The organism is Mesorhizobium loti CJ3sym, assembly GCF_000472785.1.
Lineage (GTDB): Bacteria > Pseudomonadota > Alphaproteobacteria > Rhizobiales > Rhizobiaceae > Mesorhizobium > Mesorhizobium loti_E.
Genome location: NZ_AXAL01000009.1, coordinates 130,232 through 155,897, shown reverse-complemented (window position 1 = coordinate 155,897; position 25,666 = coordinate 130,232). Strand labels below are relative to the sequence as shown.

The following is a 25,666-nucleotide window of genomic DNA, read 5'->3' as shown; positions in this document are numbered from 1 at the left end:
GACCAAGAGGCCGGGCCGCAAAGCCCGGCCTGTTGCTTTTCAGCCATGGCCTGATTCTGGCGCGGTCTCCGCTCGCCGCCGCCGGATCGCCTCGGCGATGAACACCCGCGACAGCGCGTGATAGAGCGGCTCGTGCGAGATCATGCGCGCCGTGCCGTAGCCCAGCATCGAGGCCAGCATCAGCGCAATGACATTGTCGTGATTGCCGGTCATCTCCAGGATGATGACGAAAGCCGTCATCGGCGCCTGCACGACGCCGGCGAAATAGCCGGCCATGCCAAGCAGTGCCGCCGCACCGGTGCTCGCGCCGAACAACAGGCCGAGCGAACTGCCGATGCCGGCGCCGACTGCCAGCGAGGGCGCGAAGATGCCGCCGGGAATGCCCGAAACCATCGACAGCAGCCCGGCCAGGAACTTTTCCCCGAAGAAGAACCATGGCAGCGGCGTGCCTTCGACGGCGCCGCGCGCCTGCATATAGCCAGTGCCGAAGGTCAGCCCGCCCGAGGCGATGCCGATCATCGCTACCGCCAGCCCGCAGACCGCGGCGACCAGCAGTGCGCGAGCCAGGGGCTGCTGCGTGTGCCAGCGCCGGATCCGCCGCGTCACCTTCAGCGCAAGCAGCGAGAACAGCGCACCGAAGCCGCCGCCAATGACGCCGCAGGCGATCACCAGCGGCCACTCGGCGGCAAATGAGATCGTGTCCTTGGAGACGCCGAAATAGGTGTAATTGCCGAGCAGACCGAGCGAGGCGATGCCGGCCAGGATCACCGCCGTCAGCACCAGCCCGTTGGTGCGCGACTCGTAGGTCCGGCCCATCTCCTCGATGGCGAAGACGATGCCGGCAAGCGGCGTGTTGAAGGCGGCCGCGATGCCGGCGGCCGAGCCGGCCAGGATCAGCCCGCGCGCCTGCGCCATGCCGCCCCAGCGCGCCGCCTGCAGCATCAGCGAGGCGCCGACCTGCACCGTCGGGCCTTCGCGGCCAATGGAAGCGCCGCAGAACAGGCCGATGATGGTGAGCGCGATCTTACCCGCCGCCAGACGCAACGACAGAAGGTGGCCGCGATCTTCCTCGTCACGCAAATGGCGCGCGGCGATCGCCTGCGGTATGCCGCTGCCTTGCGATCCAGGGAAGAAGGCCTGGGCCAGCCAGGCGCACAGGACGAAACCGAGCGGTGTAACGATGAGTGGCAGATAGAAACGCCAGCCGCCCTTGTCGCCAGTCATCAGGTGGAAAAGCGCCTGCGCCTTGTCGGCCAGCACCGCGAACAGCACGCTGATGACGCCGATCGAGACCGCGCCGGCCCAGAACACCAGCCGCGGCTGCCACACCCGCCGCGAGCCCAACATCGCACGCGAGCGCCGCAGGAAGGGGTATTTTCGCGATGTGCCGGCCATGACTGTCCTCACAATGGAGGCCCAGCCCTAGCATAGACATGACCTCGATCAAGCCTGCCGGATCAAGTCGCTGTCACGCCATCATTTGAAAAAGGGCTTCGGCCAAACGTCCGTGATTGCGGCTGTTTGGAATACACCGAAGTTTTAGAGGCTAGTCCTTAACGCCGCCCGAGGCTCGGCGCTGCGTCGGTGTTCCGAGCGAAGGATGCCCCCGCCAGCTGCTGCCGGCGGGGGCGGTTGCTGCGGATCCAGGTCTCACATGGCCATTTTTTCACATTCGGCCTGGGCCTTCTTGGTCGATGTATCGATCATGTAGGCTTTGCCCTTGGCATCGGTGATCATCATCATGCAGTGCTTGATCGGCTTGGCCATCTTCATCATCTCGGCGCCCATCTTTGCATCTGGCATCATGGTTCCCATATGCCCGTCCGGCATGATCGCCGTCACCTCCCCGCCTTTCATCATGGTCATCGCGCCCATTGCGTCTTCGGCAAAAGCCTGCGGGGTGGCAAGGCCGACGAGGGCGGCAATTACGGCGAGCTTGATCGAGTTCATTCAGCATACTCCCATTTTGCAAGGGCATGGTTGCCCCCTTCAGGCTTCGAAGGCGGGACGGGGATCGTTACTGCAACACGACTATGTGATCGGGTCCGGCGTGCGGCGGGACTATGGAACGAAGGCTGCCAGTCAGTTGAAGAGGGCTGGTCCGTGTGTCGACCAGATTATTCGTGACTGAAACATTGCCGGCGCGCTTGGTTGCGTCCGCCCCGCATGACTCCGCGCTCAACCTGTGCTATGCGCCGCGCTTCATATCGGGCCGATGGATGAAATCGGCCGCAAACCGTTTATATCTGTGCAACCATGACCCTTTCCTTCGACCTCACCACTGAAGGTGCCCGTGACGCGTTGCGCGCCCGCGCCGCGCCCGAGAAGCCGTCGCTGATCGGCCTGACACGCGCCGAGCTCGCAGAGGCGCTCGTCGCGTCCGGCATCGTGCCGGAGCGCCAGGCAAAAATGCGTGCCCAGCAGCTCTGGCACTGGATGTATGTGCGCGGGGTTTCCGACTTCCCTGGCATGCTCAATATCTCGAAGGATCTGCGCGCCGAGCTCGACAAGCATTTTACGGTCGCGCGGCCCGAAATCGTCGAGGAACAGATCTCTTCCGACGGCACCCGCAAATGGCTGTTCCGCTTTCCACCGCGCGGCGCCGGCCGGCCGGTCGAGATCGAGACCGTCTACATTCCCGAGGAAGGCCGCGGCACGCTCTGCATCTCCTCCCAAGTCGGCTGCACGCTGACCTGCTCCTTCTGCCACACCGGCACACAGAAGCTGGTGCGCAATCTGACGGCGGAAGAGATTCTGGCGCAATTGCTCACCGCGCGCGACCGGCTCGGCGACTTCCCCGATCGCAACACGCCGGACGGCGCCATCGTGCCGGCCGAAGGCCGCAAGGTGTCCAACATCGTCATGATGGGCATGGGCGAGCCGCTCTACAATTTCGAGGCGGTGAAGAAGGCGCTGCTGATCGCCTCCGATGGCGACGGCCTTTCCCTGTCGAAGCGCCGCATCACGCTGTCGACCTCCGGCGTCGTGCCCGAAATCTTTCGCACCGGCGAGGAGATAGGCGTCATGCTGGCTATCTCGCTGCACGCCACCAATGACGATCTGCGCGACCTGCTGGTGCCGATCAACAAGAAGTATCCGCTGAGCGAGCTGATCGCCGCCTGCCGCGCCTATCCCGGCCTGTCGAACGCCAAGCGCATCACCTTCGAATATGTGATGCTGAAGGACGTCAACGATTCCATCGAGGACGCCAAGGGCCTGATCAAGCTGCTCAAGGGCATTCCGGCCAAGATCAATCTGATCCCGTTCAACCCATGGCCGGGCACCAACTACCAGTGCTCGGACTGGGAGACGATCGAGAAGTTCGCCGACTACATCAACAATGCCGGCTATGCCTCGCCGATCCGCACCCCGCGCGGCCGCGACATCCTGGCCGCCTGCGGCCAGCTGAAGTCGGACTCGGAGCGCATGCGAAAAGTGGACCGGCTGGCGCTGGAAGCCATGATGATCGCGGGGCACGGCGAGGCGTGAGCCGTCTCGTCGCCTGGTCGAAGCGCGTCGCCACCATAGCAGTCGGTTATGTCGCCGCTGTGCTGACCTCGATCCTGGTGCCCGTGCTGCTGATCACCCTTCTGGAAGGGATCGAATACGGCAACTGGTCCATGGTTTTCACCTTCGACTGGCTGGTTTCCTTCCCGATCGCGGTGCTGACCGTGGCGGTCTGCGCGCTGCTGATCGTCGGCCCCGTGATCTTCATCGCCGAACGGTGGTCGTTTCGAGGCTGGTTCTACTTCGCGGTGACCGGGGCGATCACCTCCATCGCTTTTGGTGTTTTTGTTCCAGGCTCGGCCGGAGGGTTTGTGTTCAACCCAGGCTTTCTCGGCTTCCTGGCCACGGCCGGCAGCGCCGGCGGGTCGGTCTACTGGCTTCTAGCTGGACGCAACTCCGGCCAGCTTATGAACCGGCATCCCTGATGAACCGTCTCGTCGCCTATCTCGTCCGCTTTGCCATCATCCTGTTCGGCTATGCCGTCGCATCGCTGGCGGCGAGCGCTTTCCTGAACATCCTGTTCCTGGCCTCACTCGGCTTTACACCGCAAGACGCGCAGCCGGTCGCGACGGCTTCGCTGTATTTTTCAATTCCCTTCGTCGCCCTGTTCGTCGCCTATTTCGCCTTCATGCCGGCGATAATCGTCATTCTGGTTGCCGAAATCCTCGGCCGGCGGGACTGGCTGTTCTATGCGCTGGCGGGCGCCGTGGTCGCCGGCGTTTTCCTCGGCCTCGTCGATCACGCCCAAGAGTCCACCTTCGCGGTGACCGACACCAGCGCCATCATGGCCGTCATCGGCGGCGGCATGGTCGGCGGCATCTTCTACTGGCTGAGCGCCGGGCGCTGGGCCGGAAGCTGGTGGCTTGCCCAGACCAGATCGACAGATCGAACCTGATGCCAAGCGCCAATCAATCCCGTTTTATTGCTGCTGGTCCCGGAGCACCCGTTTGGCCATGGGTATCACGGCAAGCAGCTTGCTGCGCGATACGCCATCTCGTGCCTGTGTCGAGAAGCCGGACATCAGCGTGCTGAAATAATCCGCCAGAGCCGCGACATCGGCAAGCGGCGGGAGTTCCCCCTGTTCGGCGCCTTTCTGCAGGCGATCGAAGATGGCCCGGGTCCGCGCGCGCCGGTGGTCGGCAAGCCAGTTCATGACAGACGCGTTGTCGGCCGAGCAGTTTGCCGCCGCAGTCACCACCATGCAACCTCGCGGCCGGCCAGGCTGCGTGTAGGTGACGACAGCGACCCGCAACATCTGTTCGATGCCTTCAACCACGGTCGCACCGGCTTGCAGCGCCTTTATCGCGCCGCCGCCCTCGCCGTCGCGATAGAGCGAGACCGCCTCGCGAAAAAGTTCTTCCTTGGTGCCGAAGGCAGCGTAGATGCGGCTCGATGCAAGCCCAAGAGCCGCGACCAGATCGTTGATCGAGGTTCCCTCATAGCCATGGCTCCAGAAGGCGTCGCGCGCCTTTGCCAGCGCTTCATCGCGGTCGAACTCCCGAGGTCGTCCAGCCATGCAGCCACCCTTTCTTGGTCGATTGACACATAATTCATTTGACATCGGATCGCAACTCTTATTCTGTGTCGATCGTCCAACAATGGGGGCTGAACGGGTGGCAAAGAGGGTGATCCATGGTTGATGTTGACGGTTTGGCGGACACGCCGACGGCAGTCGTTGCCGAAGCGGAAGGACGCCATGGCGGCACACCGGCGGCCCGATCGCGTCCGGCTCTGGGCGGTGGCGTCCTCTTCATTCTCTCGATTGCGTGTGGGGTAAGCGTTGCCACCATCTACTTTCCGCAAGCCATAACGCTGGTCATAGCGACCGACCTGCAGGTCGCCCCTGAAGCCGCCGCCGCTGTAGTCACAATGGCCCAGCTTGGTTACGCGCTGGGTCTGCTGCTGCTGGTCCCCTTGGGAGACCGGCTGTCCCACCGTCCTTTGGTTGCAACATTGTTGACCCTCACGGCGCTCGCTCTGCTGATTGCGAGCCGGGCGCCGACGCTTTCGATCCTGGCCGCTGCCAGCCTGGTGACGGGTTTCACGACCATTGTCCCGCAAATCCTGTTGCCGATGGCGGCCGGGCTGGTTGGACCCGAGCGGCGGGGCGCCGTCACCGGCACGCTTCTGAGCGGGTTGCTGGGCGGCATCCTCTTGGCGCGAACCTTTGGCGGGGTTCTGGGCGAGCATCTGGGTTGGCGGGGACCCTATGTTATCGCGGCGTTGGTGCTGCTCGTGTTCGCGGTTCTGCTGGCCATCGTGTTGCCGAAGACCACTCCGACATCGTCGCAGCGCTATCCTTCGCTGATCGCCGCAGCCTTCATCCTGTTTCGCCAGGAGGCGGAACTGCGGCGATCCTGCTTCTATCAGGCACTCATGTTCGGCAGTTTCACCGCGGCCTGGACCAGCATAGCTTTGGTGCTCGGCGGCCCCCTCTATGGTCTTGGCAGCCAGGCCGTCGGATTGATCGCGCTGGTCGGCGCGGCCAGTGTGCTGTGCACGCCAATCGTCGGCCGGCTGATAGACCGCAAGGGATCGGATTTCGTCAATTGGCTTTCCTTTGTCGGGGCCATCCTGGCGGCAGCGATACTTCTTGCGGGTCAGTTCGGAGCACATTTTGGCCTGATAGCGCTGGTCGCCGGCATGCTTGTTCTCGACGTTGCCATACAATGTGGCCAAGCCGCCAACCAGGCGCGCGTCTTTGCGCTTCGCCCCGATGCCCGCAGCAGATTGAACACCGCCTACATGACCTCAGCCTTTCTCGGCGGAAGCGCCGGCTCATGGATCGGCGTCAGGGCCTATGGGCAATGGGGCTGGCCGGGCGTCTGCGCCCTGATCGCTCTCGCGGCCACTGCCGCCCTGGTGCGCCACGCCGCACAAACGTTCCGCTGATCTATCCTTCAGTGCAAACCATGGACTGCGGCAGGGAGGTTTATTTCGCCTGGGCCGTCAGGATCTTGAGCGCGAAGGCCGAGAACACGCCGGCGAAGAGATAGTCGACCACCCGCGTGACGCGCGGGCTGGCCTTCATCGCCGCCGAGAATTTCTCCGCCGCCAGCACCATCGGTGCTGTCACCGGGATCGACAGCACGATGAACGTCGAACCCAGGAAAAACAATTTTCCCGGGGCGTGCGGATCATGCGCGGAAACGAACTGCGGCAGGAAGGTCATGAAGAACAGGATGATCTTCGGGTTGAGCAGATTGACGCCGAGCCCCGCCGCCCAGCTGCGCAACAGGGAGATTTGCGGGCCCGTCTTCTTCTCCGGTGAAAAGGCCGAGCCCTTGGCGATCGCCTGCCAGGCCAGGAAGACGAGATAGCCGGCGCCAAATATCTTCAGCACGAAGAAGGCCATCGGCGAGGCGACGATCAGCGCCGAGATGCCGACCACCACCAGCGTGGTGTGGATCAACGTGCCGCACAGCGCGCCGGCCAACGAGGCGAAGCCGGCGGCGCGCCCCTGGCTCAGCGTGCGCGAGACAAACAAGGTCATATCAGGCCCGGGCGTGATCGCGAGGATGACCGTGGCGATGGCGAACTGGATCAGCGTGGCGGTATCGGGAATGAAGGACATGGGCGGCCTCGCAGGATTGCCCGGGCCTATACAGGATGCGCGGCAGCGCCGCCAGATATGGGCACGGTGCATGCACGCAGGCGAAGGTCAGGCCGCCGACTGATCGAGTTCGGCCAGCACAATAGCCGCCGCTCCGGTCAGCAAGATCTGATCGATCGGCTTGGGCCGGCCAAGGAAATAGCCTTGCGCCTCGTTGCAGCCTTCGACCTGCAGGATGGTGAGCTGGACATGGGTCTCGACGCCTTCGGCGAGCACCGGAATGTCGAGGCTGCGCCCCAGTGTCAGCACGGCGCGGATGATCGCCTTGGCCTGCGGGCTGCGCTCGACATCGGCCATGAAGGAGCGGTCGAGCTTGATCTTGTCGAACGGAAACGAGCGCAGCGTGTCGAGCGAGGAATAGCCGGTGCCGAAATCGTCGATCGCGATTGTCACGCCCAGCGCCTTGATCTGGCGCAGCACATGCAGCGTGCGCACCTTGTCGGCGACGATCGTCGATTCGGTGAGCTCGAGCTCTAGACGCTTCGGCGACAGGCCGGTTTCGATCAGGATCTGGTGGACGAGTTTGGCGAGATCGGCGTGGGCAAGTTGCACCGGCGACAGATTGACCCCGATCTTGTGGCCATTGTCCCAGGAAGCGGCCTGGCGGCAGGCGGTGCGCAGCACCCATTCGCCGATCGCCAGGATAGAGCCATTCTCCTCGGCAATCGGAATGAATTCGACGGGCGGCACCATGCCGCGCACGGGATGGGTCCAGCGCAGCAGCGCCTCGTAGCCACAGGTGGCACCGGTCGCAACCGAGGTCTGCACCTGATAGTGCAGCGAGAGCTCGCCGCGCTCGATCGCCAGGCGAAGGTCGGTGGCCAGCGCCCGGCGCGCCCGCGCCGTCTCGTCCATGGCCGATTCGTAGAAGCAGACGGCCCGCGTCACGTCGTTCTTGGCCCGGTACATGGCCAGATCCGCATTGCTGACCAGCCTCTCGCGGTCGGCGCCGTCACGCGGATAGACGGCGACGCCGATGCTGGCGCCGGTGATTGTCTCGAAATCGTCGATCCGCAAGGGCTGGAACAATGATTTTTCCAGGCGCGACACCAGGCCGAGCAGGTCGTTCTGGTCCTTGAAGCGCTTGATGGCGGCAAATTCGTCGCCGCCGAGCCGGGCGACGAACTCCCCGTCGCCCGCCAGCTTCGCCAGCCTGCGGGCAACGATCTTGAGCGCCTGGTCGCCAGCGGCGTGTCCCCTGAGGTCGTTGATTTCCTTGAAGCGGTCGAGATCGATGACGATGACCGCGGTCATTGTCTCGTCATCCTCGCGCACTTGCTCGATCTCATGGTCGAGGCGGTCGTTGAAGGCGACGCGGTTGGCAAGCCCGGTGAGCGCGTCATTGAGGGCAAGATGCTGCAGCCGCTCGAAGCTTTCGAGCCGGCCGCGTTCGTCGATCAGGTAGCTGGCGAAGCCGGTGGCCGCGACGATCATGCCGACCACGGCGACCGCGACGGCCATCGCTTCGAGGATATCGGGATTGGTGCCCGTGGTGATGAAGGAGAGCGGCGTTACCGCCACCGCCGCCATCGCCGTGAAATGAAGGCCGACAATCGCCAGCACCAAAAGCCCGATGCCGAAATAGTGCGACCAGCGGTGCGGCCGGCGCACCGCCTGGCCGATCGCCACGGCGGAGAACGCCATCGCGATCACCAGCGACGCGACGACATAGACGGCGTCCCACTCGACGATGCCGGCCACATGATAGGCCATCATGCCGGTATAGTGCATCGCCGAGATCGCCAGCCCGACAAGGCATCCGCCCCATTCCGGCGCCAGGTCGCGGCCTTTGTCCAGGGCAAGACCGAAGCCAGCCCCTGTTCCGACCATGGCGATGACCAGGGATATCATGGTGAGCGCCGGATCGAAGGTGATCGGCGCGCCGGGCTGATAGGCCAGCATGGCGATGAAATGCGTGCACCAGATCGAGGAACCGGCCGCGACCGCGGTCAGGAACAGCCATCCGCGCATCTGCACACCGACGGTTTTCCTGGCGCGGTCCAGCAGACCGATCGTTACCCAGCAGCCTGTGACGCATATCAGCGCCGCCAGCAGGACAAGCCACAGATTATGCTCCGTGACGATGCATGATATAACGCGCATCAAGAATGGCCCAAGCCCGAGGACACCCGCGTTGAGCGGGCAAAAGCCGCTTCGGCACTCGCGTGGCCAACGCAGCTCTGTCTTGCTCGTTTAGCGGCAGGGCGTGAAAACTTGCTTAAATCCTCCAGTCGAATGCAGCCGTTGATTGCAGCAGGTTGTTCTCCAGCTCGCATCGCCGCCTGCAGCGCGCTGGATCAGCAGTCTGGTGCCGCGCATGCTTGCTCGCTTTGCCGTTCCTGCTAAAAGGCGCTCCGACAATCCGTGACGCCCGGCTTCAAGCGTCCGCCATCGACGGAGCAGAAATGTCCAAGACCAAAGACGTCAAGAAGGTTGTGCTCGCCTATTCTGGCGGCCTCGACACATCCATCATCCTGAAATGGCTGCAGACCGAACTCGGCGCTGAGGTCGTCACCTTCACCGCCGACCTCGGTCAGGGCGGCGAACTGGAGCCGGCGCGTCAGAAAGCCGAGATGATGGGTATCAAGGACATCCGCATCGTCGATGTGCGCGAGGAATTCGTCTCCGACTTCGTGTTCCCGATGTTCCGCGCCAACACCGTCTACGAAGGCACCTATTTGCTCGGCACCTCGATCGCGCGGCCGCTGATCTCCAAGCACCTCGTCGAGATCGCCAGGGAGACCGGCGCCGATGCGATCGCGCACGGCGCCACCGGCAAGGGCAACGACCAGGTTCGTTTCGAGTTGTCGGCCTATGCGCTCAACCCCGACATCAAGGTCATCGCGCCATGGCGCGACTGGTCGTTCAAGTCGCGCACCGACCTGATCAATTTCGCCGAGCAGCACCAGATCCCGGTGGCCAAGGACAAGCGGGGCGAGGCGCCGTTCTCGGTCGACGCCAACCTCCTGCATTCGTCCTCCGAGGGCAAGGTGCTGGAAGACCCATGGGTCGAGCCGCCGGAATTCGTCCACCAGCGCACCATTTCGCCGATGGATGCGCCTGACGCCGTCACCGAGATCGAGATCGAATTCTTGAAGGGCGATCCGATCGCGCTCAACGGCAAGAAACTGTCGCCGGCGACGATGCTGGCCGCGCTCAACGATCTCGGCCGCGACAATGGCATCGGCCGGCTCGACCTGGTCGAGAACCGCTTCGTCGGCATGAAATCGCGCGGCGTCTACGAGACGCCCGGCGGCACCATCCTGATCGTTGCCCACCGCGCCATCGAATCGATCACGCTCGACCGGGGTGCCGGCCACCTCAAGGACGAGTTCATGCCGCGCTATGCCGAGCTGATCTACAACGGCTTCTGGTTCTCGCCCGAGCGGCTGATGCTGCAGGCGATGATCGACAAGAGCCAGGAAGACGTCGAAGGCACGGTGCGGCTGAAGCTCTACAAGGGCAATGTCATCGTCACTGGCCGCAAGTCGAAGAAGACGCTCTATTCCGACGCGCTGGTCACCTTCGAGGACGACCGCGGCGCCTACGACCAGAAGGACGCCTCCGGCTTCATCCGCCTCAATGCGCTGCGGCTCAGGACGCTGGCCGCGCGCAACCGTAAGGGCTGATTATACCATACAGCAGGCTGGGACCGTTGCCCTCATACAGAACTGTCAGGAGCCTTTGCGGAGACGCCAGGCTTCTATTTATCTACAATATTATAGAAGTCGCCCTCTCGGATGGCCTTACTCTTGACTTTTAGGTGGTTTGATCTGACTTCTCTTGCTGAATGGAGGGTTTTGACCGTGAAACACCGAGTTTTTCTTCTTCTTGCGGCGGCCGCCGCCTTTACGGCGTGCCAATCCACGCAAACCCCTGCGGCGCCGACGTCCAAATACCGTAACTGCAGCGGTATTGACGGTACTTTTCAGGTTCCCGTTTCCCAGAAATGCCCAGTGAGCGGCTACGCGAATGTCAACCAACCGAGCAGCGCGGACATTAAGGGCAGGTCAAGGGCGAAAGCAACGCCGCCGCGGACGTCTAAGTATCGTAACTGCAGCGGTATTGACGGTACCTTCCAGGTCCCCATTTCCCAGAAATGCCCGGTGAGCGGTTACGCGAATGTCAACCAACCGAGCAGCGCGGACATTAAGGGCAGGTCAAGGGCGAAAGCAACGCCGCCGCGGACGTCTAAGTACCGTAACTGCAGCGGTATCGACGGCGCCTTCCAAGTTCCTATTTCCCAGAAATGCCCGGTGAGCGGCTACGCGCATTATTGAGAGCGCGCTGAGATCGAACCTGGCCGTTGCGGCATTGGTTTCTCCCATAAAAACCTGATTTTCCTTGCACTCAACTATAGTGGTACCAAATGACTGTACTGCGCTTTTCCAGCTTGATCTTTGCACGGCCTTGTCTAGCTTCCCCTCACTGTTAGGAGGAGCATTGACGATGAAGGTATGGTTTTGGGTGCCTGCAATAGTCACCATGCTGGCCGGTTGCCAGACCGGGCAGGAGCAGGTGAGTCAGGATCCCAAGGCGGCATACGACCGTTGCATCAGCAAGGTGGCCATATCGAACGTATCGGCCAAACACGAGATCGCCACTTTCATGGACGTTTCTGTGGAGCGCATGCCACCCTTGCTGTGCCGGCGCCTTGTCGATGCTATGAAGAGCGGCCGGTTGACCTTCTCCGACATAAACCGCCTCCAGTTCGACCAATCCACGGACATCTGGAAAGTCATCAAAGGCAGGTAGTCCTGCCTCTGCCGGCCATGTTGACCGCGAAATGCGCTGGACCCCAACAAAAAGCCCAGCGCATGGCCGGGCTTCTGTCAAATAACTCTGGGATATTCTATCAGTTGCCGTCGATCGCGTCGGCGATCTGGGCGATGGCCTGCTGATAGACGCTGGCGGAATTCCAACCGGCAATTGCGCCCATGTTCGAACTTGCGCTCGCACCCCGCCGCCACCCATGGCCCTTCAGGAAATTGGCCGTCGAAGCCAGGGCCGTTGCCTTGTCGCGCAGATTTCCGCTGCCCACGCCATACTTCAAGACGTTCCCCGGCAAGAACTGCGTATGGCCGATCTCGCCATGCGCGGCGCCGACCGACGAGGCGCTCAAGGCTCCGCGATCAACCAGCTTCAGGGCCGCGATGGCATGCGGATGAAAGAACTCCGGCCGGCGGCAATCATAGGCAAGCGTCACAATGGCGGAGACCGTATTCTGGTTGCCCATCGAGGAACCAAAGCCCGTCTCCATGCCCCAGATGGCCAGCAACACACCGGGCGACACGCCGTAGGTGCTTTCGATCTGGCTGAACAGCGCCGCGTTCGACTTCTTAAGCACACGGCCCTTGGAAATGATCGCCGCCCCGCCGCGGCGTTTCATGAAGGCGTCCACCGAACCGCTGAAGGCCTTGTGAATGCCGCGGTCGACGGAAATCGTCTTTGTCGCGTAAGTGGCGCCAGCCAAAGCGGCCAGGCCCTTGGCACCCACACCCTCAGACTTGGCCTGTGCGGCGAACCCCGGCTTCCAGGCCTCGAAGCCCGCACCGGTGCTGCCACAGCTGGCCGCCGCCTGTGCGCCTGTCGCCAGCCCAAACACAGCCACCACCGCAGCCGCTAAAATCCTACCCTTGGCAAGAAATGCCATGTCCTGTTTCTCCTGATTGCCTGATTCACGTCCCAACTGCGAATTTGCCAGCGAAAGACGCACTTGTCACTGTCCCCCGCGTCAAGCTGGCCAATGAAGGCGAATTTGCCTACGATCAAGCAAATATTGTGGCGGGCGCGACCGGACCTCGCTGATCCCACAGCCATATTACTGAATGGTATCACGGAACGGAACGACGCCTGGCGATCAGCGTTTGAACGACATCCTTCCCCGGCCCTCATGGTTGGACCCCCAAATGAAGCTCTTCGACTGCCCGCATTGCGGCCACCGGCTCTATTTCGAGAACGCCCAATGCCTGAACTGCTCCAGCCTCGTGCTCTACGATCCCGAACATGCCCGCTTTGCCTTGTCGGGCACCGACGGCATCTTCCAGTGCACCAACGCCGATGAATGCGCGTGCAACTGGATGGCAGAGCCTGGACAGGTTTTCTGCCGCGCTTGCGTGCTGAACAAGCTGATCCCCGATCTCTCCGTCGACGGCAACCGCCGCCGCTGGATCCGGGTCGAGGCGGCCAAGAAACGCGCCATCTATTCGCTGCTCGCCTTTGGACTGCCCGTGGCGCCCAAGCAGAACCCGACGGACGAGGTCGGCCTCGCCTTCGACTTCCTTGCCGATCCGATCGGTGGCGGGCCCGGCGGCGAGCGCATCCTCACCGGCCATGACAATGGCCTGATCACGCTCAATGTCGCCGAGGCTGATTCAGCCGAGCGCGAGAAGCGGCGCGTCGAGATGGGCGAGAACTATCGCACGCTGCTCGGCCATTTCCGCCACGAACTCGGCCATTATTACTGGGACCGTCTGATCCGTGACAATCCGGACAGGCTGGCAGCCTTCCGCGCCTTGTTCGGCGACGACCGCGCCGATTACGAACAGGCGCTGAAGGATTATTACGCCAACGGCGCGCCGCCCGATTGGCAGCAACGCCACATCTCGGCCTACGCCACCTCGCACCCATGGGAGGACTGGGCGGAAACCTGGGCTCATCACCTGCACATCACCGACACGCTGGAGATGGTCTATGCCTTGAACTTCCCGCTTGGCCGGCTGGAGACGGTCGACGCGAAAGATTTGCCGCAAGGCGACACCGGCGGCGGGCTGCAGGCGGCACCTTCGGAGCCGGCCAACACGCCCGAGCCCTTCGAAAAAATCCTGGCCCGCTGGCTGGTGCTGTCGGAAGCATCCAACTCGATCAACCGCTGCATGGGCCTTCCTGACCTCTACCCCTTCGTCATTTCGGACATCACCGCGGGCAAGCTCGCCTTCGTGCACGATCTGTTGACCAGACCGGGATAAGCCTGCCGGCAGCGCCGATCCCAGGCGCGCTGATGGAGAGCAATGCCAGGAAAAGTGCGAGCGGTTTTCCGTCCGGAATTGCGTCAGAACAAATAGAGGGCAAAAGGAACCAGCGTGAGGATCGACGACACTGCCTTCGAGCGCTACCGGCGGTCGCCGAATGCCAAAACGACCTTGCTGCGCCTGTTCCTGGGAACGCTGATCGTCGTCCTGTTGTGGGGCGCCACCACAGCGGCCGTGCTGTTCGGCGGCACCTATGTTTACTTCGCGTGGCAGGCAGCGGCGGTTCCTCCGGCCGATGGCGTGGTGCAGGGCTTCCTCGCCTCGCCGATCGGCATCCTCAGCGCGCTCGCCTCCTTCGCCGGCATCTGGATCGGGCTGTGGATGGCCATGCGCTGGGTGCATGGAGAACCGCTGTCGGCGCTGCTCGGCGCCAGCCGCCGTGTGTCGTGGCCGGATTTCCTCAAGGGTTTGGTCGCGGTGCTGATCACCTCGCTGATCTCCGAAATCCTGCTCTACCTCCTGCAGCCCGGGATTTCGCGTGGCACGATCAGCCTGTCGTCCTGGCTGCTGTTCGCGGTCCCGATCGTCGCGCTCACTCTGCTGCAGACGTCGTCGGAAGAAGTGCTGTTTCGCGGTTACCTGCTGCGCGGCCTGGCCAACCGGTTCAGAAGCCCGTTGATCTGGGCGCTGTTGCCCGGCCTGCTGTTCACCTCGCTGCACTGGAGCAGCGCTTCGTCGTCAGCCATCAACGCCTGCGTGCTGGTCTCGATCGCCGCTTTCGCGCTGCTTTTGACACTCGTGGTCTACGCCACCGGCAATCTCAATGCCGCACTTGGCGCCCATCTTGGCAACAATCTGACCGGCTTCCTGCTGATCTCGCACCAGGAGAGCTATAATTCCTTCGCTTTGTTCGCTGCCAGACCCCTCGAAGGGCCGGGCTGGATGATGTCGGATGCCATTCTGATCGCGCTTATCGGCGTCGCCTGCAGCCTGCTGACGATCGTGCTATTGTTGCATCCGCGCTCGCCGCTGAAGGTCACGGCCGAGCTTCCGTAAGCGTGCCGGGCAGATAGATGGAAGATGGCTGTCTGTGAACTATTTTTCACACAGAGCTTGACATATCGACCATGTGAACTATAGTTCACAGGTGATCGAGGTTCGCCAAACAACCGCCTTTCACGACTGGCTCAACAGTCTCAAGGACAAGCGGGCCGTCGAAAAGATCGCGATCCGCATTGCCCGTATCCAGTCCGGCCTCATGGGCGACGTGAAGTACTTCGATGGTATCGGCGAACTTCGGTTGGATTTTGGGCCCGGATACCGGCTCTATTTCGTCAAGCGCGGCAACAAAGTCATCATCCTGCTTTGCGGCGGCGACAAGTCCGGCCAGGGTCGCGACATCAAGAAGGCCATCCAGATGGCCAAGGAGCTATGATCATGGCAATCGAAACCGTTCCCTTTGATCCCGCCGAACATCTTGGCAGCGCCGAAGGACAGGCCGAGCTGCTGGCCGACGCTTTTGCGACCGGCGACCCCAGCTATATCGCCAACGCGCTTGGCATTGTTGCCCGGGCGCGCGGCATGACCGCAGTTGCAAAGGAAGCGGGCGTCACGCGTGAAGCTCTCTACAAAGCACTGAGGCCCGACGGCGACCCACGCCTTTCGACACTACTGGGGGTCACCAAGGCGCTCGGGGTGAAGATCACAACCGAGCCGGCCAGCTGATACTGGGAGCCGGAGACGACCTTCCAAGGGAAATTTGTCTAATAGACGTCAAACCACTGCTATAAAGGCCGTACGGCCCTTGTCTTGACTCCACGGCCGATTTCCTGTCTACACGCCTCGAATTCCGCGACGAGTATCCCTCCGAGCAAGCCGACCAGGACGCCGAAGCCTCTTTGAGGCCAAGTGCTGTAAATCGATCCTGGAGGCCAACACCCGGCAGCGCTGAGCGCCCCCGGGTGCTTTTTGGTTTTGGCTTTTGCTCGCCATGAGACTTGGACACTTGGCGCGAACGCATTACCTCTCGGGCACCATCCGGCGCCAGGGAAAAGGAAACAGAATGTTTGAATCGCTACAGGAACGTCTTGGTTCGATCCTGAACGGCCTCACCGGCCGCGGCGCGCTGTCGGAGGCTGATGTCTCGGCAGCGCTTCGCGAGGTGCGCCGCGCGCTGCTCGAGGCCGACGTGGCGCTGGAAGTGGTGCGTTCCTTCACCGACAAGGTGCGCGAAAAGGCCGTTGGTGCCGCTGTCCTGAAGTCGATCAAGCCCGGCCAGATGGTCGTCAAGATCGTCCATGACGAGCTTGTCGACATGCTCGGCGCCGAGGGCGTAGCCATCGACCTCAATGCGCCGGCTCCTGTCGTCATCATGATGGTCGGCCTGCAGGGCTCCGGCAAGACGACCACCTCGGCCAAGATCGCCAAGCGCCTGACCGAGCGTCAGAACAAGAAGGTCCTGATGGCCTCGCTCGACACGCGGCGTCCTGCCGCGCAGGAGCAGCTGCGCCAGCTCGGTGAGCAGGTCAAAGTCGCCACTCTGCCGATCATTGCTGGGCAGAATCCGGTCGATATCGCCAAACGCGCCGTGCAGGCGGCCAAGCTCGGCGGCCATGACGTCGTCATCCTCGACACCGCTGGCCGCACCCATATCGACGAGCCGCTGATGGTCGAGATGGTCGACATCAAGAAGGTGTCGAGCCCACACGAGATCCTGCTGGTCGCGGATTCGCTGACCGGCCAGGACGCCGTCAACCTGGCCAAAAGCTTCGACGAACGCGTCGGCATCACCGGCCTTGTGCTGACCCGCATGGATGGCGACGGCCGTGGCGGTGCGGCGCTTTCGATGCGTGCCGTCACCGGCAAGCCGATCAAGCTGATCGGCACCGGCGAAAAGATGGACGGGCTGGAGGAATTCCACCCCAAGCGCATCGCCGACCGCATTCTTGGCATGGGCGACATCGTCAGCCTCGTCGAAAAGGCCGCCGAAAACATCGACGCCGAGCAGGCGGCGGCGATGGCCAAGAAGATGCAGTCGGGCAAGTTCGACCTGAACGACCTCGCCCAGCAGCTTCAGCAGATGTCGAAAATGGGCGGCATGGGCGGCATCATGGGCATGATGCCCGGCATGGGCAAGATGAAGGACCAGATGGCGGCCGCCGGTCTCGACGACAAGATGTTCGGCCGCCAGCTCGCCATCATCTCTTCGATGACCAAGGCCGAGCGCGCCAACCCCGACGTGCTCAAGCATTCGCGCAAGAAGCGCATTGCCGCCGGCTCCGGCACCGATGCCGCCGAGATCAACAAGCTTTTGAAGATGCATCGCGGCATGGCCGACATGATGAAGGCGATGGGCGGCAAGGGCAAAGGCGGCGGCCTTATGCGCGGCATGATGGGCGGCCTTGCCTCCAAGATGGGCCTCGGCGGCATGATGCCGGGCGGCGGCCTAGGGGGTATGATGGGCGGCGGGATGCCTGACCTCTCCAAGATGGATCCCAAGCAGCTCGAAGCCTTGCAGAAGCAGGCGCAGGCCGCAGGCCTTGGCGGCATGAAGGGCCTGCCCGGTGGACTTCCCGGCGGTGGTGGGCTGCCAGGCCTGCCTGGCGGCATGAAACTTCCAGGGTTGCCCGGTCTCGGTGGCGGCGAGCTGCCTGGTTTGGGCAAGAAGAAGTGAGGACGCTATGAACGAAGAAAAAGACATGGCCGACGCACGCACCATCCTGGCCGGTTACCGCGCCTCGATCGACAACATCGACGCCGCCCTCATCCATATGCTGGCCGAGCGCTTCCGCTGCACCAAGGCGGTCGGCGTGCTGAAGGCCGAGCATGGCTTGCCACCGGCCGACCCGGCGCGCGAGCAGCAGCAGATCACCCGTCTTCGCCAGCTGGCGAATGACGCCCATCTCGACCCGGATTTCGCGGAGAAATTCCTCAACTTCGTCGTCCGCGAAGTGATCCGGCACCACGAACAGATCGCCGCTGCCAACGGCGTGACGAAAACCGGCTGAAACCCCAGCCAAACCGATCAACGAAATCAGAGTTTTTAGGAGAAAAGAAATGGCACTGAAGATCCGACTGGCCCGTGCGGGCTCGAAGAAGCGTCCTTACTATCACGTCGTCGTTGCCGACGCCCGTTCGCCCCGCGACGGCCGTTTCATCGAGTCGCTCGGCTCGTGGAACCCACTGCTGCCCAAGGACGGCGAGCGCGTCAAGGTTGACGCCGACCGCGTCAAGCATTGGCTGTCGCATGGCGCCCAGCCGACCGACCGCGTGCTGCGCTTCCTCGACGAGGCCGGCATTGCCAAGCGCGACGCCCGCTCCAACCCGAAGAAGGCCGAGCCGGGCAAGAAGGCGCAGGAACGCGCCTCGCTTCTGAAGAAGGCGCAGGAAGACGCTGCCGCCGCCGTTGCGGCCGCCACTGCCGCCCCGGCCGAGGCGGAAGCCGCCACCGCCGAATAAATATTGCTTCATCGCATCGACGAAACGGCGGGCCTGTGCCCGCCGTTTTGCTATTGTGCGGCATGGTGGCATTCGAGCGGATGAGGATGGCCGAGCGGGAAATCATGCAAGAAACCCTGTCCGGCGAGGTCGCCGGAACCCTGTTGCGGTGCGCCGGCGCCACGACAGGTGTCGTGGTGTTGAGCGGATCGAGTGGCCGCGTCGAGGTCGCCCGCGCCCGGCTGTTTGCCAACGAGGCTGTGTCCGCGCTCGCGCTCCAATGGTTCGGCGGCGAAGGCCAGCCGGCCGGGATCTGCGAGATTCCTCTCGAGACATTTTTCGCCGCAACAGACTGTCTTGTCGGACTGGGCTGCCGGCGCATCGTCTATGCCGGGACATCGAAAGGCGCCGAGGCGTCACTGCTCGCGGCGGTTCACGACCCGCGCATCGACGCCGTGGTCGCGATCAGCCCGACATCGGTGGTCTGGGGCAATATCGGGCCAGGACGCGATGGCATAAGCTGGCCCGAGCGATCGTCATGGACGCTGAAGGGAGTCCCGCTGCCCTTCGTTCCGACCGATCCGAATTGGCAGGCAAGCCATATCGATGGCCTTGTATCCTACAGGGGACTTTTCGAGCACTGCCTGGCAAGCTTCGAGCAGGAAGCGGATCGAGCCGCCATTCCCGTCGAGGCAATCTCGGCGGAGATTGTACTGGTCGCGGGTGGCGGTGACGCGCTGTGGCCATCCCTCGATTTTGCGCAATCGATCCTTCGGCGTCGAAAAGATGCCGGAAAGGCAACGCACCTCGTTTCAACTCCCGACGCGGGCCACCGCATTCTCCTGCCGGGGGAAACCACGCCACGGTCGGCATCGCACGCCCATGGCGGCAATGACCGCGCCGATGCAGATCTCGGCCAGGAAGCTTGGGGATGCATCCGCAAGTTGCTGTAGCCTATCCATCACATGAAAACGGCGGGCCCGTGCCCGCCGTTTTCATGTTCAGCCCAATTCGGGCCTCGCCTGCGCCCCACTTGACGGGAGACTCCGACGTTGATCTCCTGCCGATACAGTTTGGGGAGTGTGCGTCTTGAAATCAGTTCTGGCTTTAGCTGTCGCGGCCTTTTTGGCCTTAACCCTTGGCATGCCGGCCCAGGCGGCCAGTTTCGCCAACATCGTACTTTCCGCGACGAAGGGCGGCGAACCCCAGAACGCATTCCCCGCGGACACGCCGGTCATCTATTTATCGGCCGACCTGGTGGACATTCCGGCCACGTCGACGATCACATTCTCGTGGGTTTCGATCGATTCCCATGGCGTTGCGCCAGCCAACTATACGATCGACAAGGTTGACCTCCACGTCGGAGAGAACACCCAGGCGGATTCGCAGCTCAGCAAACCCACGGCCGGGTGGCCGGTTGGCACCTATCGTGTCGACCTCATCATCGACGGAACGGTTTCGGACTCGGCACCCTTCACCATCCCATGATTTGATCGGCCATTAAGGCGCTCGGCGGACAGGTCCTGGCCGGTCATGCTTCGGTGCTGCGCTTGAGATTGGCGAGGCCGACCTCGAAATCCCGACCGATCAGCGTGTCGAAATTCATGAACAGGCCCATCAGCTTGGCGATGAAGGGCCGGCTGCCGCGCATCGCCCAGGTGACGGCGGTGGTGTCGCCTGAGGGCGTCAAGGTGAAGTCGACGCTGTTGTTGGCCCTGAACGGTTTCTCGAAATCGAGCTTGAGCGCGACCAGCGAGGACGGCACCGAATTGACGATCTCCATGCGCCCCTTGCCGGCCTTGCCGTTGCCTTCCCAGGCATAGGCGGCGCCCTTGCCGCTTGCCGCACCGGAGAGGGTGCGCTTCATATCTGGGTCGAGCTTTTCGTAAGGCGACCACTCGGGCCAGCGGCTGAAATCGTTGATCAGCGGGAAGATCGCTTCCGGCGGCGCCTTGATGCTGGCGGTGCGGGTGGTGACAAAATCATTGCGCCGCGTCGCCGCATAGATGAGCACGGCGGCGATGATGACGACGAGGATAATAAGGATTGTGCTGAACATTTTTCTCGCCTTCGTGCTTATCGGTTGAACGGTAACAGCGCACGAATCCGTGGATTGCGCAGATACAGGCCGGCCCACAGGATGACACCGAGATAGACCCCGAACAGCGTGTGCGAGAATAGCGGGCTGTCGAGGCGCACCTTGGTGGCGATGGCGCCGCCCATATAGGCGGTGAGCAGGATGGCGCCGAGCACCGAGGTGCGTGGCCATGCGTAGAGTGCCGTCGAGATCAGGCCGATGATGCCGAGCATGCGCGCGACATTCGGATCGGCCGGCCAGCCGAGCTGCACCATGGTTTGCGTGACGATGTCGAGCGGCGGCAGCTTGATGGCGCCGTCGAAGATCATGAACAGGATGATGACGCCGCTGAGCACGCGGCCGGTCCACAGAGCGGCCGACGAGACGGGCGCGGTTTCAGAAATGGTCATTGCTCTTCCCTCAGTGTTTCAGTTGGGCGCCGACCTTCTTCGTGAAGGTCGATCCAAGGACGCGCGGCGAGGCGCTGACCCGACACGCCGCGGATACTTTTTTGATGCCCGGCAAGGCGACGCGCGACGCGTTGCATTGCCGGGACCTGTGTTCGTTCAAAGCGTGGTGAGATAGGTCTCGAGGCGGGCGTAACTCGCCATGACCATCTGGCCAAAGCCCATCTTGACCGCCATGTCGCGCGCATCGATCGAATTGGCGCGAACGGTTGCCACGATACGCGTCTTGCCGCCGACATCCTCGAACTGGATGGTGGTCACCATCTGGGCCGGTGGCAGGCTATCCTGCCATTGGCTGCGGTCGAGCGGCGCATCCCGGTAGACGATCCGCTCCGGCGGTGTGATCTCGAGATAGACGCTGTTGGTCGGATATTCGCTGCCGTCCGCGAAGCGCATGGTCAGCCGCCATTCGCCGCCGAGCCGCACATCCATCTCGCAGACCGGATAGGTCGATCCTTCCGGTCCCCAGAACCGCACCAGATGGTAGGGATCGGTGAACAGTTTGAACATCAGGGCGCGCGGCGCTTCAAAGGTCCTGGCGATGATGATCGCCGGATCGTCGGATGGAATGTCTATCGACTGATCTGTCACGGTTTTCCCCTTGGTGAACCGATCCCTCCGGTTTCAGCTTCGGCTGCCGTCGGGATCTCCCTTTTGCAAAGCCTGCAGATAGGTTTCGAGCCGATCGAACCGCCCGTCCCACAGCACGCGATAGGATTCCAGCCATGCATCGATCTCGCGCAACGGCTCCGGCTGCAGGCGGCGCGGCCTGAATTGCGCATCGCGGCCGCGCGCCACCAGACCGGCGCGCTCCAGCACCTTGAGATGCTTCGACACTGCGGGACCGCTCATGGCGAAGGGTTCGGCCAGCTCGGTCACCGAAGCCTCGCCAAGCGACAACCGTGCCAGAATGGCGCGCCGCGTCGGATCGGCCAGTGCGGCCAAGGTCAGGCTGAGTGCGTCGGTTGCCATGCTTATCCAACCAAGTGGTTATCTAACCTTTCGGTTATATACGACACAATAAAGCGCGGTGCCGCGGCGGAGAAATCCGTTTTCTGGCTGGCCGAAGTGCTGAGGGTCAGTCCGAAGCTTCGGCGCATCCCGCCTTCCCATTGAAACACAATTCCCCGACCGACCACGGCACTTGACATAAGCGAGCTCCGCCATATTATAACGCGCACCGGAGTAGTATTCCGTTGGCGTCCAGGCGCCACCATCCTCAACATCCCTGCGGAATTCCTCGTAGCCGAACGATCCGTCCGGTCTGGAGAAGATATCGACACAGCGGTCATGTTCGTCCTTTTCGACGCAGGCAAACACGACCCATGATCTGTCAATTCGTTTCGACATCCAGCTTCTTACGGACCGCGAGCTCGCCGGGTTTAGGCATCAAGGCATCCATCTTCTCGCACCGGTCCTCCATTGACCAGAGCGCCCGCGAAATGCCCGGCAGCCACCGTCGACGGTCATCGTCAGGAAAAATAGAACCTCTCGGCCGGAATCATCTTGGGCGATGTTTCGCCCAGCGCCTCGAACACCGAGATTTCGCAGACGCGGCAGAGGCCGTCGAGCGCCAGGTCGTTGGCCTCGGTGCCGAACGGATCCTCGAGCTCTTCCGAAAGTGCGTCGAGGCCGAAGAAGGTGTAGGCGATCAGCGCCGTGAACAGTGGCGTTGCCCAGCCGGTCGTCGAGATCAGGCCGATCGGCAGCAGCAGGCAGACGATGTAGGCCGTGCGGTGAACCAAAAGCGTGTAGGCGAACGGCAGTGGCGTGCCGGCAATCCGCTCGCAGCCGGCCTGGATGGCAGTGATCGATGCCAGCCTCTCATCCAGGATGCGAAAGCCGATCGAATCGACCTCGCCGACGCGGCGCTGGGCATTGGCGCGGCGGCCCATGCGTCTGACCATCTCGTCGGCTGGATTGGCGAATTGTGCGGCCGTCTCCGCATCCGCATCGATGAAGGCGCGGGCGTCGTTGATGCTGTCGGTCTTGCGCAATTGGCCGCGCAGGAAATGGCAGAAGGCAAGCGCCTCCATGAGCAAAGCACGCTGCTCGGCCGGGTCGGCGATCAGGCTGGTCGTGGCCCGCGCCAGATTGCGGATCTCAAAAACCAGCGTGCCCCACAGCTTACGCGCCTCCCACCAGCGGTCGTAGGCGGCGTTGTTGCGGAAGGAGAGGTAGATGGACAGGGTCACGCCTACCAGCCCGAACGGCGTGATGTTGAAGACGCCAAGATCCAGCTGAAACCTGCGTGCGAGGGCGACGATGATCGCCGAATAGAGCGCAAAACCAAAAATCTGCGGCAGGATACGTGGCACCACGGAACCGCGCATGATGAAGAACAGCTGCAGGAATCCCGGACGCGGGCGAACGATCATCGAAGAGCCTTTCACGGACCGGCGCGGGTCCTCAGCTTCTCTATTGTGCGATGCGATAGCTTCGCAAGCCCATCGGCAAGCGACATCGCCATGTCGTGCGTGCAGCGTGCGGACTATCGGCTTGCTTCAGTCACGGATATTGAAAGGCCTGCAGACCTGGCCCCGTCCTACATCAGGCATGAGAAAACAAATGACCGGCGAGACCGATCTGAAGACCCTGTTGGCATCGATGACACCGGAATTGCTTCCTGGCGTCCATGTCTTCGTCACCCTTGCACATGGGGTTGCCCAACCGGAAGGCCTGGAGCCGGTGATGGTGTTTCGCGAGCGTGAAGGCCAGACGCTGATCGTGAGCGAGGAGGCTGCAAAGGCAGCCGGACTCACTGCCTCGTTCCGCTGCCGGATGATCACGCTGAACATCCACTCATCGCTGGAAGCAGTCGGCTTCCTCGCCGCCATCACCACGCGGCTGGCAAGCGCCGGCTTGGGCGTCAATCCGGTCTCGGCCTTTTATCACGATCATCTGTTCGTGCCGGCGGAGCGAGCGGCGGAGGCGCTGGAACTGCTGGTAAAGTTGGCGAAAGAGAACAAAGTGTAGCGCATCGGCCAAAGCTGCCGATCTCCCTCCTCGAGGAGGAGATCGGCCTTCGTCGATGTCTTCGCGAACCTAACGCCAAAACGGCCGAAGGCCGAGCCCGCGACTGCGGGCCGCCGGTCGTCCGGCGCCCCCGCGCAGGGCCAGCCGCGCAAGCGGCGGTGCGGCCCGTGAGCGAGAATTAAGCCGCCTTCTTCTTCGGCTGGATCAGGCCGCGCTCGACCAGAAGCTCCGCGATCTGCACCGCGTTGAGGGCCGCGCCCTTGCGAAGATTGTCGGAGACGATCCACATCGACAGGCCGTTGTCGATGGTCGAATCCTCGCGGATGCGCGAGATGAAGGTAGCGTCCTCGCCGGCCGATTCGAGCGGCGTGATATAGCCGCCGTCCTCGCGCTTGTCCAAGACCTGGCAGCCGGGAGCCTCGCGCAGGATGTCGCGCGCTTCGTCGGCGGTGATCGGCTTCTCGAATTCGATGTTGACCGCTTCGGAATGGCCGATGAACACCGGCACGCGCACGCAGGTCGCCGTCAGCTTGATCTTGGGATCGAGCATCTTCTTGGTCTCGGCGACCATCTTCCACTCTTCCTTGGTCGAGCCGTCGTCGAGGAAGACGTCGATATGCGGGATGACGTTGAAGGCAATGCGCTTGGTGAACTTCTTGACCTCGACGCCGTCGGCAACGAAGACCGCGCGGGTCTGGGTGAAGAGCTCGTCCATGCCTTCCTTGCCGGCGCCCGACACCGATTGGTAGGTGGCGACCACGACGCGCTTGATGGTGGCGAAATCATGCAGCGGCTTCAGCGCCACGACCAGCTGCGCGGTCGAGCAGTTCGGATTGGCGATGATGTTCTTGCGCGTGAACAGCGAGATCGCGTCCGGGTTCACTTCCGGCACGATCAGCGGTACGTCCTGGTCGTAGCGGAAGGCTGACGAATTATCGATGACGACGCAGCCCTGCTTGCCGATCTTGGGCGACCATTCCTTGGAGACATTGCCACCAGCCGACATGATGCAGATGTCGGTGTCGGAAAAATCATACTGGTCGAGCGTCCTGACCTTCAGCGTGCGGTCGCCGAACGACACTTCCGTGCCCTGGCTGCGCCGCGAGGCGAGCGCCACGACTTCGCTTACCGGAAAGCCGCGCTCTTCCAGTATGTTGAGCATTTCCCGGCCCACATTGCCCGTGGCGCCGACGACTGCAACCTTGAAACTCATCGAAAATCTCCTGTCCCTCTCCGCTTGGTTTTTGGAGAAAACCCGCTGGCCGATGCGGGTTCCGTCCCCCGGGCCGGACCCGGGAGAGGGTGGTTAGGCCAAGGGAATCACACCGTTTTGGTGGTGGTTTTTTTGGCCATGGTTTTGCTGGAACGAGGGGACGCGCCAAAACGCCCGGCCCAATGATGTGCATTGAGGCTGGGGGCGTCGAATGCAAGAAGAGCCATCAAAAGGCCGCGCATCGAAAACGATCCCGTTCGAAGCGGGCTTTTACGCGGTTTGCGGCAGGAGTCAATTGGCGACGCATCGCCTGGCTTTCAAGGCGCGCCCTGTACAAGAGCGGCGCCAGGAAGTACGAACGGCCAAGATTGTTTGGCTGGCGTGACGCCGGCCCCGGCTCGTGCT

General features: G+C 62.6%; 29 protein-coding genes. 16 read left to right on the top strand and 13 right to left on the bottom strand.

Annotation, left to right across the window (positions count from 1 at the left end):
• Positions 1–39: 39 nt before the first annotated feature.
• Positions 40–1,395 (bottom strand): chloride channel protein, encoded by a 1,356-nt coding sequence (locus A3A9_RS0114170; protein ID WP_027059363.1) that lies wholly within the window; start codon positions 1,393–1,395, stop codon positions 40–42.
• 255 nt (positions 1,396–1,650) lie between these two features.
• Positions 1,651–1,950, bottom strand: a complete 300-nt coding sequence (locus A3A9_RS0114165; RefSeq protein WP_027059362.1) for a hypothetical protein — start codon at positions 1,948–1,950, stop codon at positions 1,651–1,653.
• Between the two features lie 306 nt (positions 1,951–2,256).
• Here A3A9_RS0114165 and rlmN point away from each other — a divergent pair, with 306 nt between their 5' ends.
• Genes rlmN through A3A9_RS0114150 form a run of 3 tightly spaced genes read left to right on the top strand, consistent with a single transcriptional unit; the run spans position 2,257 to position 4,402 of the window.
• Positions 2,257–3,489, top strand: a complete 1,233-nt coding sequence (gene rlmN, locus A3A9_RS0114160) for a 23S rRNA (adenine(2503)-C(2))-methyltransferase RlmN (protein ID WP_027059361.1) — start codon at positions 2,257–2,259, stop codon at positions 3,487–3,489.
• On the top strand, positions 3,486–3,932 hold the full coding sequence (locus A3A9_RS0114155) for a hypothetical protein (protein ID WP_027059360.1): 447 nt from the start codon (positions 3,486–3,488) through the stop codon (positions 3,930–3,932). The genes rlmN and A3A9_RS0114155 overlap by 4 nt, the downstream gene beginning before the upstream one ends.
• Complete coding sequence (locus A3A9_RS0114150; protein WP_027059359.1) at positions 3,932–4,402, top strand: hypothetical protein; 471 nt, start codon at positions 3,932–3,934, stop codon at positions 4,400–4,402. Before A3A9_RS0114155 ends, A3A9_RS0114150 begins: the two co-directional genes overlap by 1 nt.
• A 24-nt stretch (positions 4,403–4,426) precedes the next feature.
• On the opposite strand, the gene A3A9_RS0114145 is transcribed toward A3A9_RS0114150, so the two are convergent.
• Positions 4,427–5,023, bottom strand: coding sequence for a TetR/AcrR family transcriptional regulator (locus tag A3A9_RS0114145; protein WP_027059358.1), 597 nt, complete (start codon positions 5,021–5,023; stop codon positions 4,427–4,429).
• Positions 5,024–5,139: 116 nt separating this feature from the next.
• On the opposite strand from A3A9_RS0114145, the gene A3A9_RS38790 reads away from it, so the two are divergent.
• Positions 5,140–6,399 carry an MFS transporter gene (locus A3A9_RS38790; RefSeq protein WP_082222074.1) on the top strand — a complete coding sequence of 420 codons (1,260 nt, stop codon included), beginning with the start codon at positions 5,140–5,142 and terminating at the stop codon, positions 6,397–6,399.
• A 40-nt stretch (positions 6,400–6,439) separates the two neighbouring features.
• On the opposite strand, the gene A3A9_RS0114135 is transcribed toward A3A9_RS38790, so the two are convergent.
• Positions 6,440–7,081, bottom strand: coding sequence for a LysE family translocator (locus tag A3A9_RS0114135; RefSeq protein ID WP_027059357.1), 642 nt, complete (start codon positions 7,079–7,081; stop codon positions 6,440–6,442).
• Between the two features lie 87 nt (positions 7,082–7,168).
• The gene (locus A3A9_RS38785) at positions 7,169–9,223 is read right to left on the bottom strand and encodes a putative bifunctional diguanylate cyclase/phosphodiesterase (RefSeq protein WP_051370909.1); all 2,055 of its coding nucleotides are present in this window, start codon (positions 9,221–9,223) and stop codon (positions 7,169–7,171) included.
• A gap of 302 nt (positions 9,224–9,525) precedes the next feature.
• Here A3A9_RS38785 and A3A9_RS0114125 point away from each other — a divergent pair, with 302 nt between their 5' ends.
• Together A3A9_RS0114125 and A3A9_RS38780 are read left to right on the top strand one after the other, a co-directional pair.
• On the top strand, positions 9,526–10,749 hold the full coding sequence (locus A3A9_RS0114125; protein WP_027059356.1) for an argininosuccinate synthase: 1,224 nt from the start codon (positions 9,526–9,528) through the stop codon (positions 10,747–10,749).
• 814 nt (positions 10,750–11,563) lie between these two features.
• Positions 11,564–11,875 carry a hypothetical protein gene (locus tag A3A9_RS38780; protein ID WP_152536102.1) on the top strand — a complete coding sequence of 104 codons (312 nt, stop codon included), beginning with the start codon at positions 11,564–11,566 and terminating at the stop codon, positions 11,873–11,875.
• 100 nt (positions 11,876–11,975) lie between these two features.
• Here A3A9_RS38780 and A3A9_RS0114115 read toward each other — a convergent pair whose 3' ends face one another.
• The gene (locus tag A3A9_RS0114115; protein WP_027059355.1) at positions 11,976–12,773 is read right to left on the bottom strand and encodes a lytic murein transglycosylase; all 798 of its coding nucleotides are present in this window, start codon (positions 12,771–12,773) and stop codon (positions 11,976–11,978) included.
• A 256-nt stretch (positions 12,774–13,029) separates the two neighbouring features.
• On the opposite strand from A3A9_RS0114115, the gene A3A9_RS0114110 reads away from it, so the two are divergent.
• The 9 genes from A3A9_RS0114110 to A3A9_RS0114070 all read left to right on the top strand — a co-directional run bounded on the left by A3A9_RS0114110 (position 13,030) and on the right by A3A9_RS0114070 (position 20,016).
• Positions 13,030–14,088 carry a zinc-binding metallopeptidase family protein gene (locus A3A9_RS0114110; protein WP_027059354.1) on the top strand — a complete coding sequence of 353 codons (1,059 nt, stop codon included), beginning with the start codon at positions 13,030–13,032 and terminating at the stop codon, positions 14,086–14,088.
• Between the two features lie 114 nt (positions 14,089–14,202).
• Complete coding sequence (locus A3A9_RS0114105; protein WP_027059353.1) at positions 14,203–15,147, top strand: CPBP family intramembrane glutamic endopeptidase; 945 nt, start codon at positions 14,203–14,205, stop codon at positions 15,145–15,147.
• A 73-nt stretch (positions 15,148–15,220) separates the two neighbouring features.
• The gene (locus A3A9_RS0114100; RefSeq protein ID WP_430515881.1) at positions 15,221–15,526 is read left to right on the top strand and encodes a type II toxin-antitoxin system RelE/ParE family toxin; all 306 of its coding nucleotides are present in this window, start codon (positions 15,221–15,223) and stop codon (positions 15,524–15,526) included.
• Positions 15,527–15,528: 2 nt separating this feature from the next.
• Positions 15,529–15,816: an addiction module antidote protein gene (locus tag A3A9_RS0114095; protein WP_027059351.1), complete on the top strand. Its 288-nt coding sequence runs from the start codon at positions 15,529–15,531 to the stop codon at positions 15,814–15,816.
• Between the two features lie 337 nt (positions 15,817–16,153).
• The gene (gene ffh, locus A3A9_RS0114090; RefSeq protein ID WP_027059350.1) at positions 16,154–17,764 is read left to right on the top strand and encodes a signal recognition particle protein; all 1,611 of its coding nucleotides are present in this window, start codon (positions 16,154–16,156) and stop codon (positions 17,762–17,764) included.
• A gap of 7 nt (positions 17,765–17,771) precedes the next feature.
• Complete coding sequence (locus tag A3A9_RS0114085) at positions 17,772–18,098, top strand: chorismate mutase (RefSeq protein ID WP_027031965.1); 327 nt, start codon at positions 17,772–17,774, stop codon at positions 18,096–18,098.
• Positions 18,099–18,147: 49 nt separating this feature from the next.
• On the top strand, positions 18,148–18,549 hold the full coding sequence (gene rpsP / locus A3A9_RS0114080; protein WP_027031966.1) for a 30S ribosomal protein S16: 402 nt from the start codon (positions 18,148–18,150) through the stop codon (positions 18,547–18,549).
• Positions 18,550–18,653: 104 nt separating this feature from the next.
• Positions 18,654–19,481 carry an acyl-CoA thioester hydrolase/BAAT C-terminal domain-containing protein gene (locus tag A3A9_RS0114075; protein WP_245279035.1) on the top strand — a complete coding sequence of 276 codons (828 nt, stop codon included), beginning with the start codon at positions 18,654–18,656 and terminating at the stop codon, positions 19,479–19,481.
• 136 nt (positions 19,482–19,617) lie between these two features.
• Positions 19,618–20,016 carry a hypothetical protein gene (locus A3A9_RS0114070; protein ID WP_027059348.1) on the top strand — a complete coding sequence of 133 codons (399 nt, stop codon included), beginning with the start codon at positions 19,618–19,620 and terminating at the stop codon, positions 20,014–20,016.
• A 43-nt stretch (positions 20,017–20,059) separates the two neighbouring features.
• Here the strand turns inward: A3A9_RS0114070 and A3A9_RS0114065 are convergent, their stop codons facing one another.
• From A3A9_RS0114065 to A3A9_RS0114035, 5 genes are all read right to left on the bottom strand, one after another.
• Complete coding sequence (locus tag A3A9_RS0114065) at positions 20,060–20,587, bottom strand: SRPBCC family protein (protein ID WP_027059347.1); 528 nt, start codon at positions 20,585–20,587, stop codon at positions 20,060–20,062.
• Positions 20,588–20,604: 17 nt separating this feature from the next.
• A complete protein-coding gene (locus A3A9_RS0114060) occupies positions 20,605–21,015 on the bottom strand; it encodes a DoxX family protein (RefSeq protein WP_027059346.1) in 411 nt (136 codons plus the stop codon).
• 156 nt (positions 21,016–21,171) lie between these two features.
• A complete protein-coding gene (locus tag A3A9_RS38775) occupies positions 21,172–21,663 on the bottom strand; it encodes an SRPBCC domain-containing protein (RefSeq protein ID WP_051370907.1) in 492 nt (163 codons plus the stop codon).
• Between the two features lie 33 nt (positions 21,664–21,696).
• On the bottom strand, positions 21,697–22,044 hold the full coding sequence (locus A3A9_RS0114045; RefSeq protein ID WP_027031973.1) for an ArsR/SmtB family transcription factor: 348 nt from the start codon (positions 22,042–22,044) through the stop codon (positions 21,697–21,699).
• A 500-nt stretch (positions 22,045–22,544) separates the two neighbouring features.
• Positions 22,545–23,450 (bottom strand): bestrophin family protein, encoded by a 906-nt coding sequence (locus tag A3A9_RS0114035; protein ID WP_027059345.1) that lies wholly within the window; start codon positions 23,448–23,450, stop codon positions 22,545–22,547.
• Positions 23,451–23,640: 190 nt separating this feature from the next.
• Here A3A9_RS0114035 and A3A9_RS0114030 point away from each other — a divergent pair, with 190 nt between their 5' ends.
• Positions 23,641–24,048 (top strand): ACT domain-containing protein, encoded by a 408-nt coding sequence (locus tag A3A9_RS0114030; protein WP_027059344.1) that lies wholly within the window; start codon positions 23,641–23,643, stop codon positions 24,046–24,048.
• A gap of 178 nt (positions 24,049–24,226) precedes the next feature.
• On the opposite strand, the gene A3A9_RS0114025 is transcribed toward A3A9_RS0114030, so the two are convergent.
• Both A3A9_RS0114025 and A3A9_RS46295 read right to left on the bottom strand, forming a co-directional pair.
• Positions 24,227–25,261, bottom strand: coding sequence for an aspartate-semialdehyde dehydrogenase (locus A3A9_RS0114025; protein WP_027059343.1), 1,035 nt, complete (start codon positions 25,259–25,261; stop codon positions 24,227–24,229).
• A gap of 107 nt (positions 25,262–25,368) precedes the next feature.
• Complete coding sequence (locus A3A9_RS46295) at positions 25,369–25,503, bottom strand: hypothetical protein (protein WP_275451169.1); 135 nt, start codon at positions 25,501–25,503, stop codon at positions 25,369–25,371.
• Positions 25,504–25,666 lie beyond the last annotated feature (163 nt).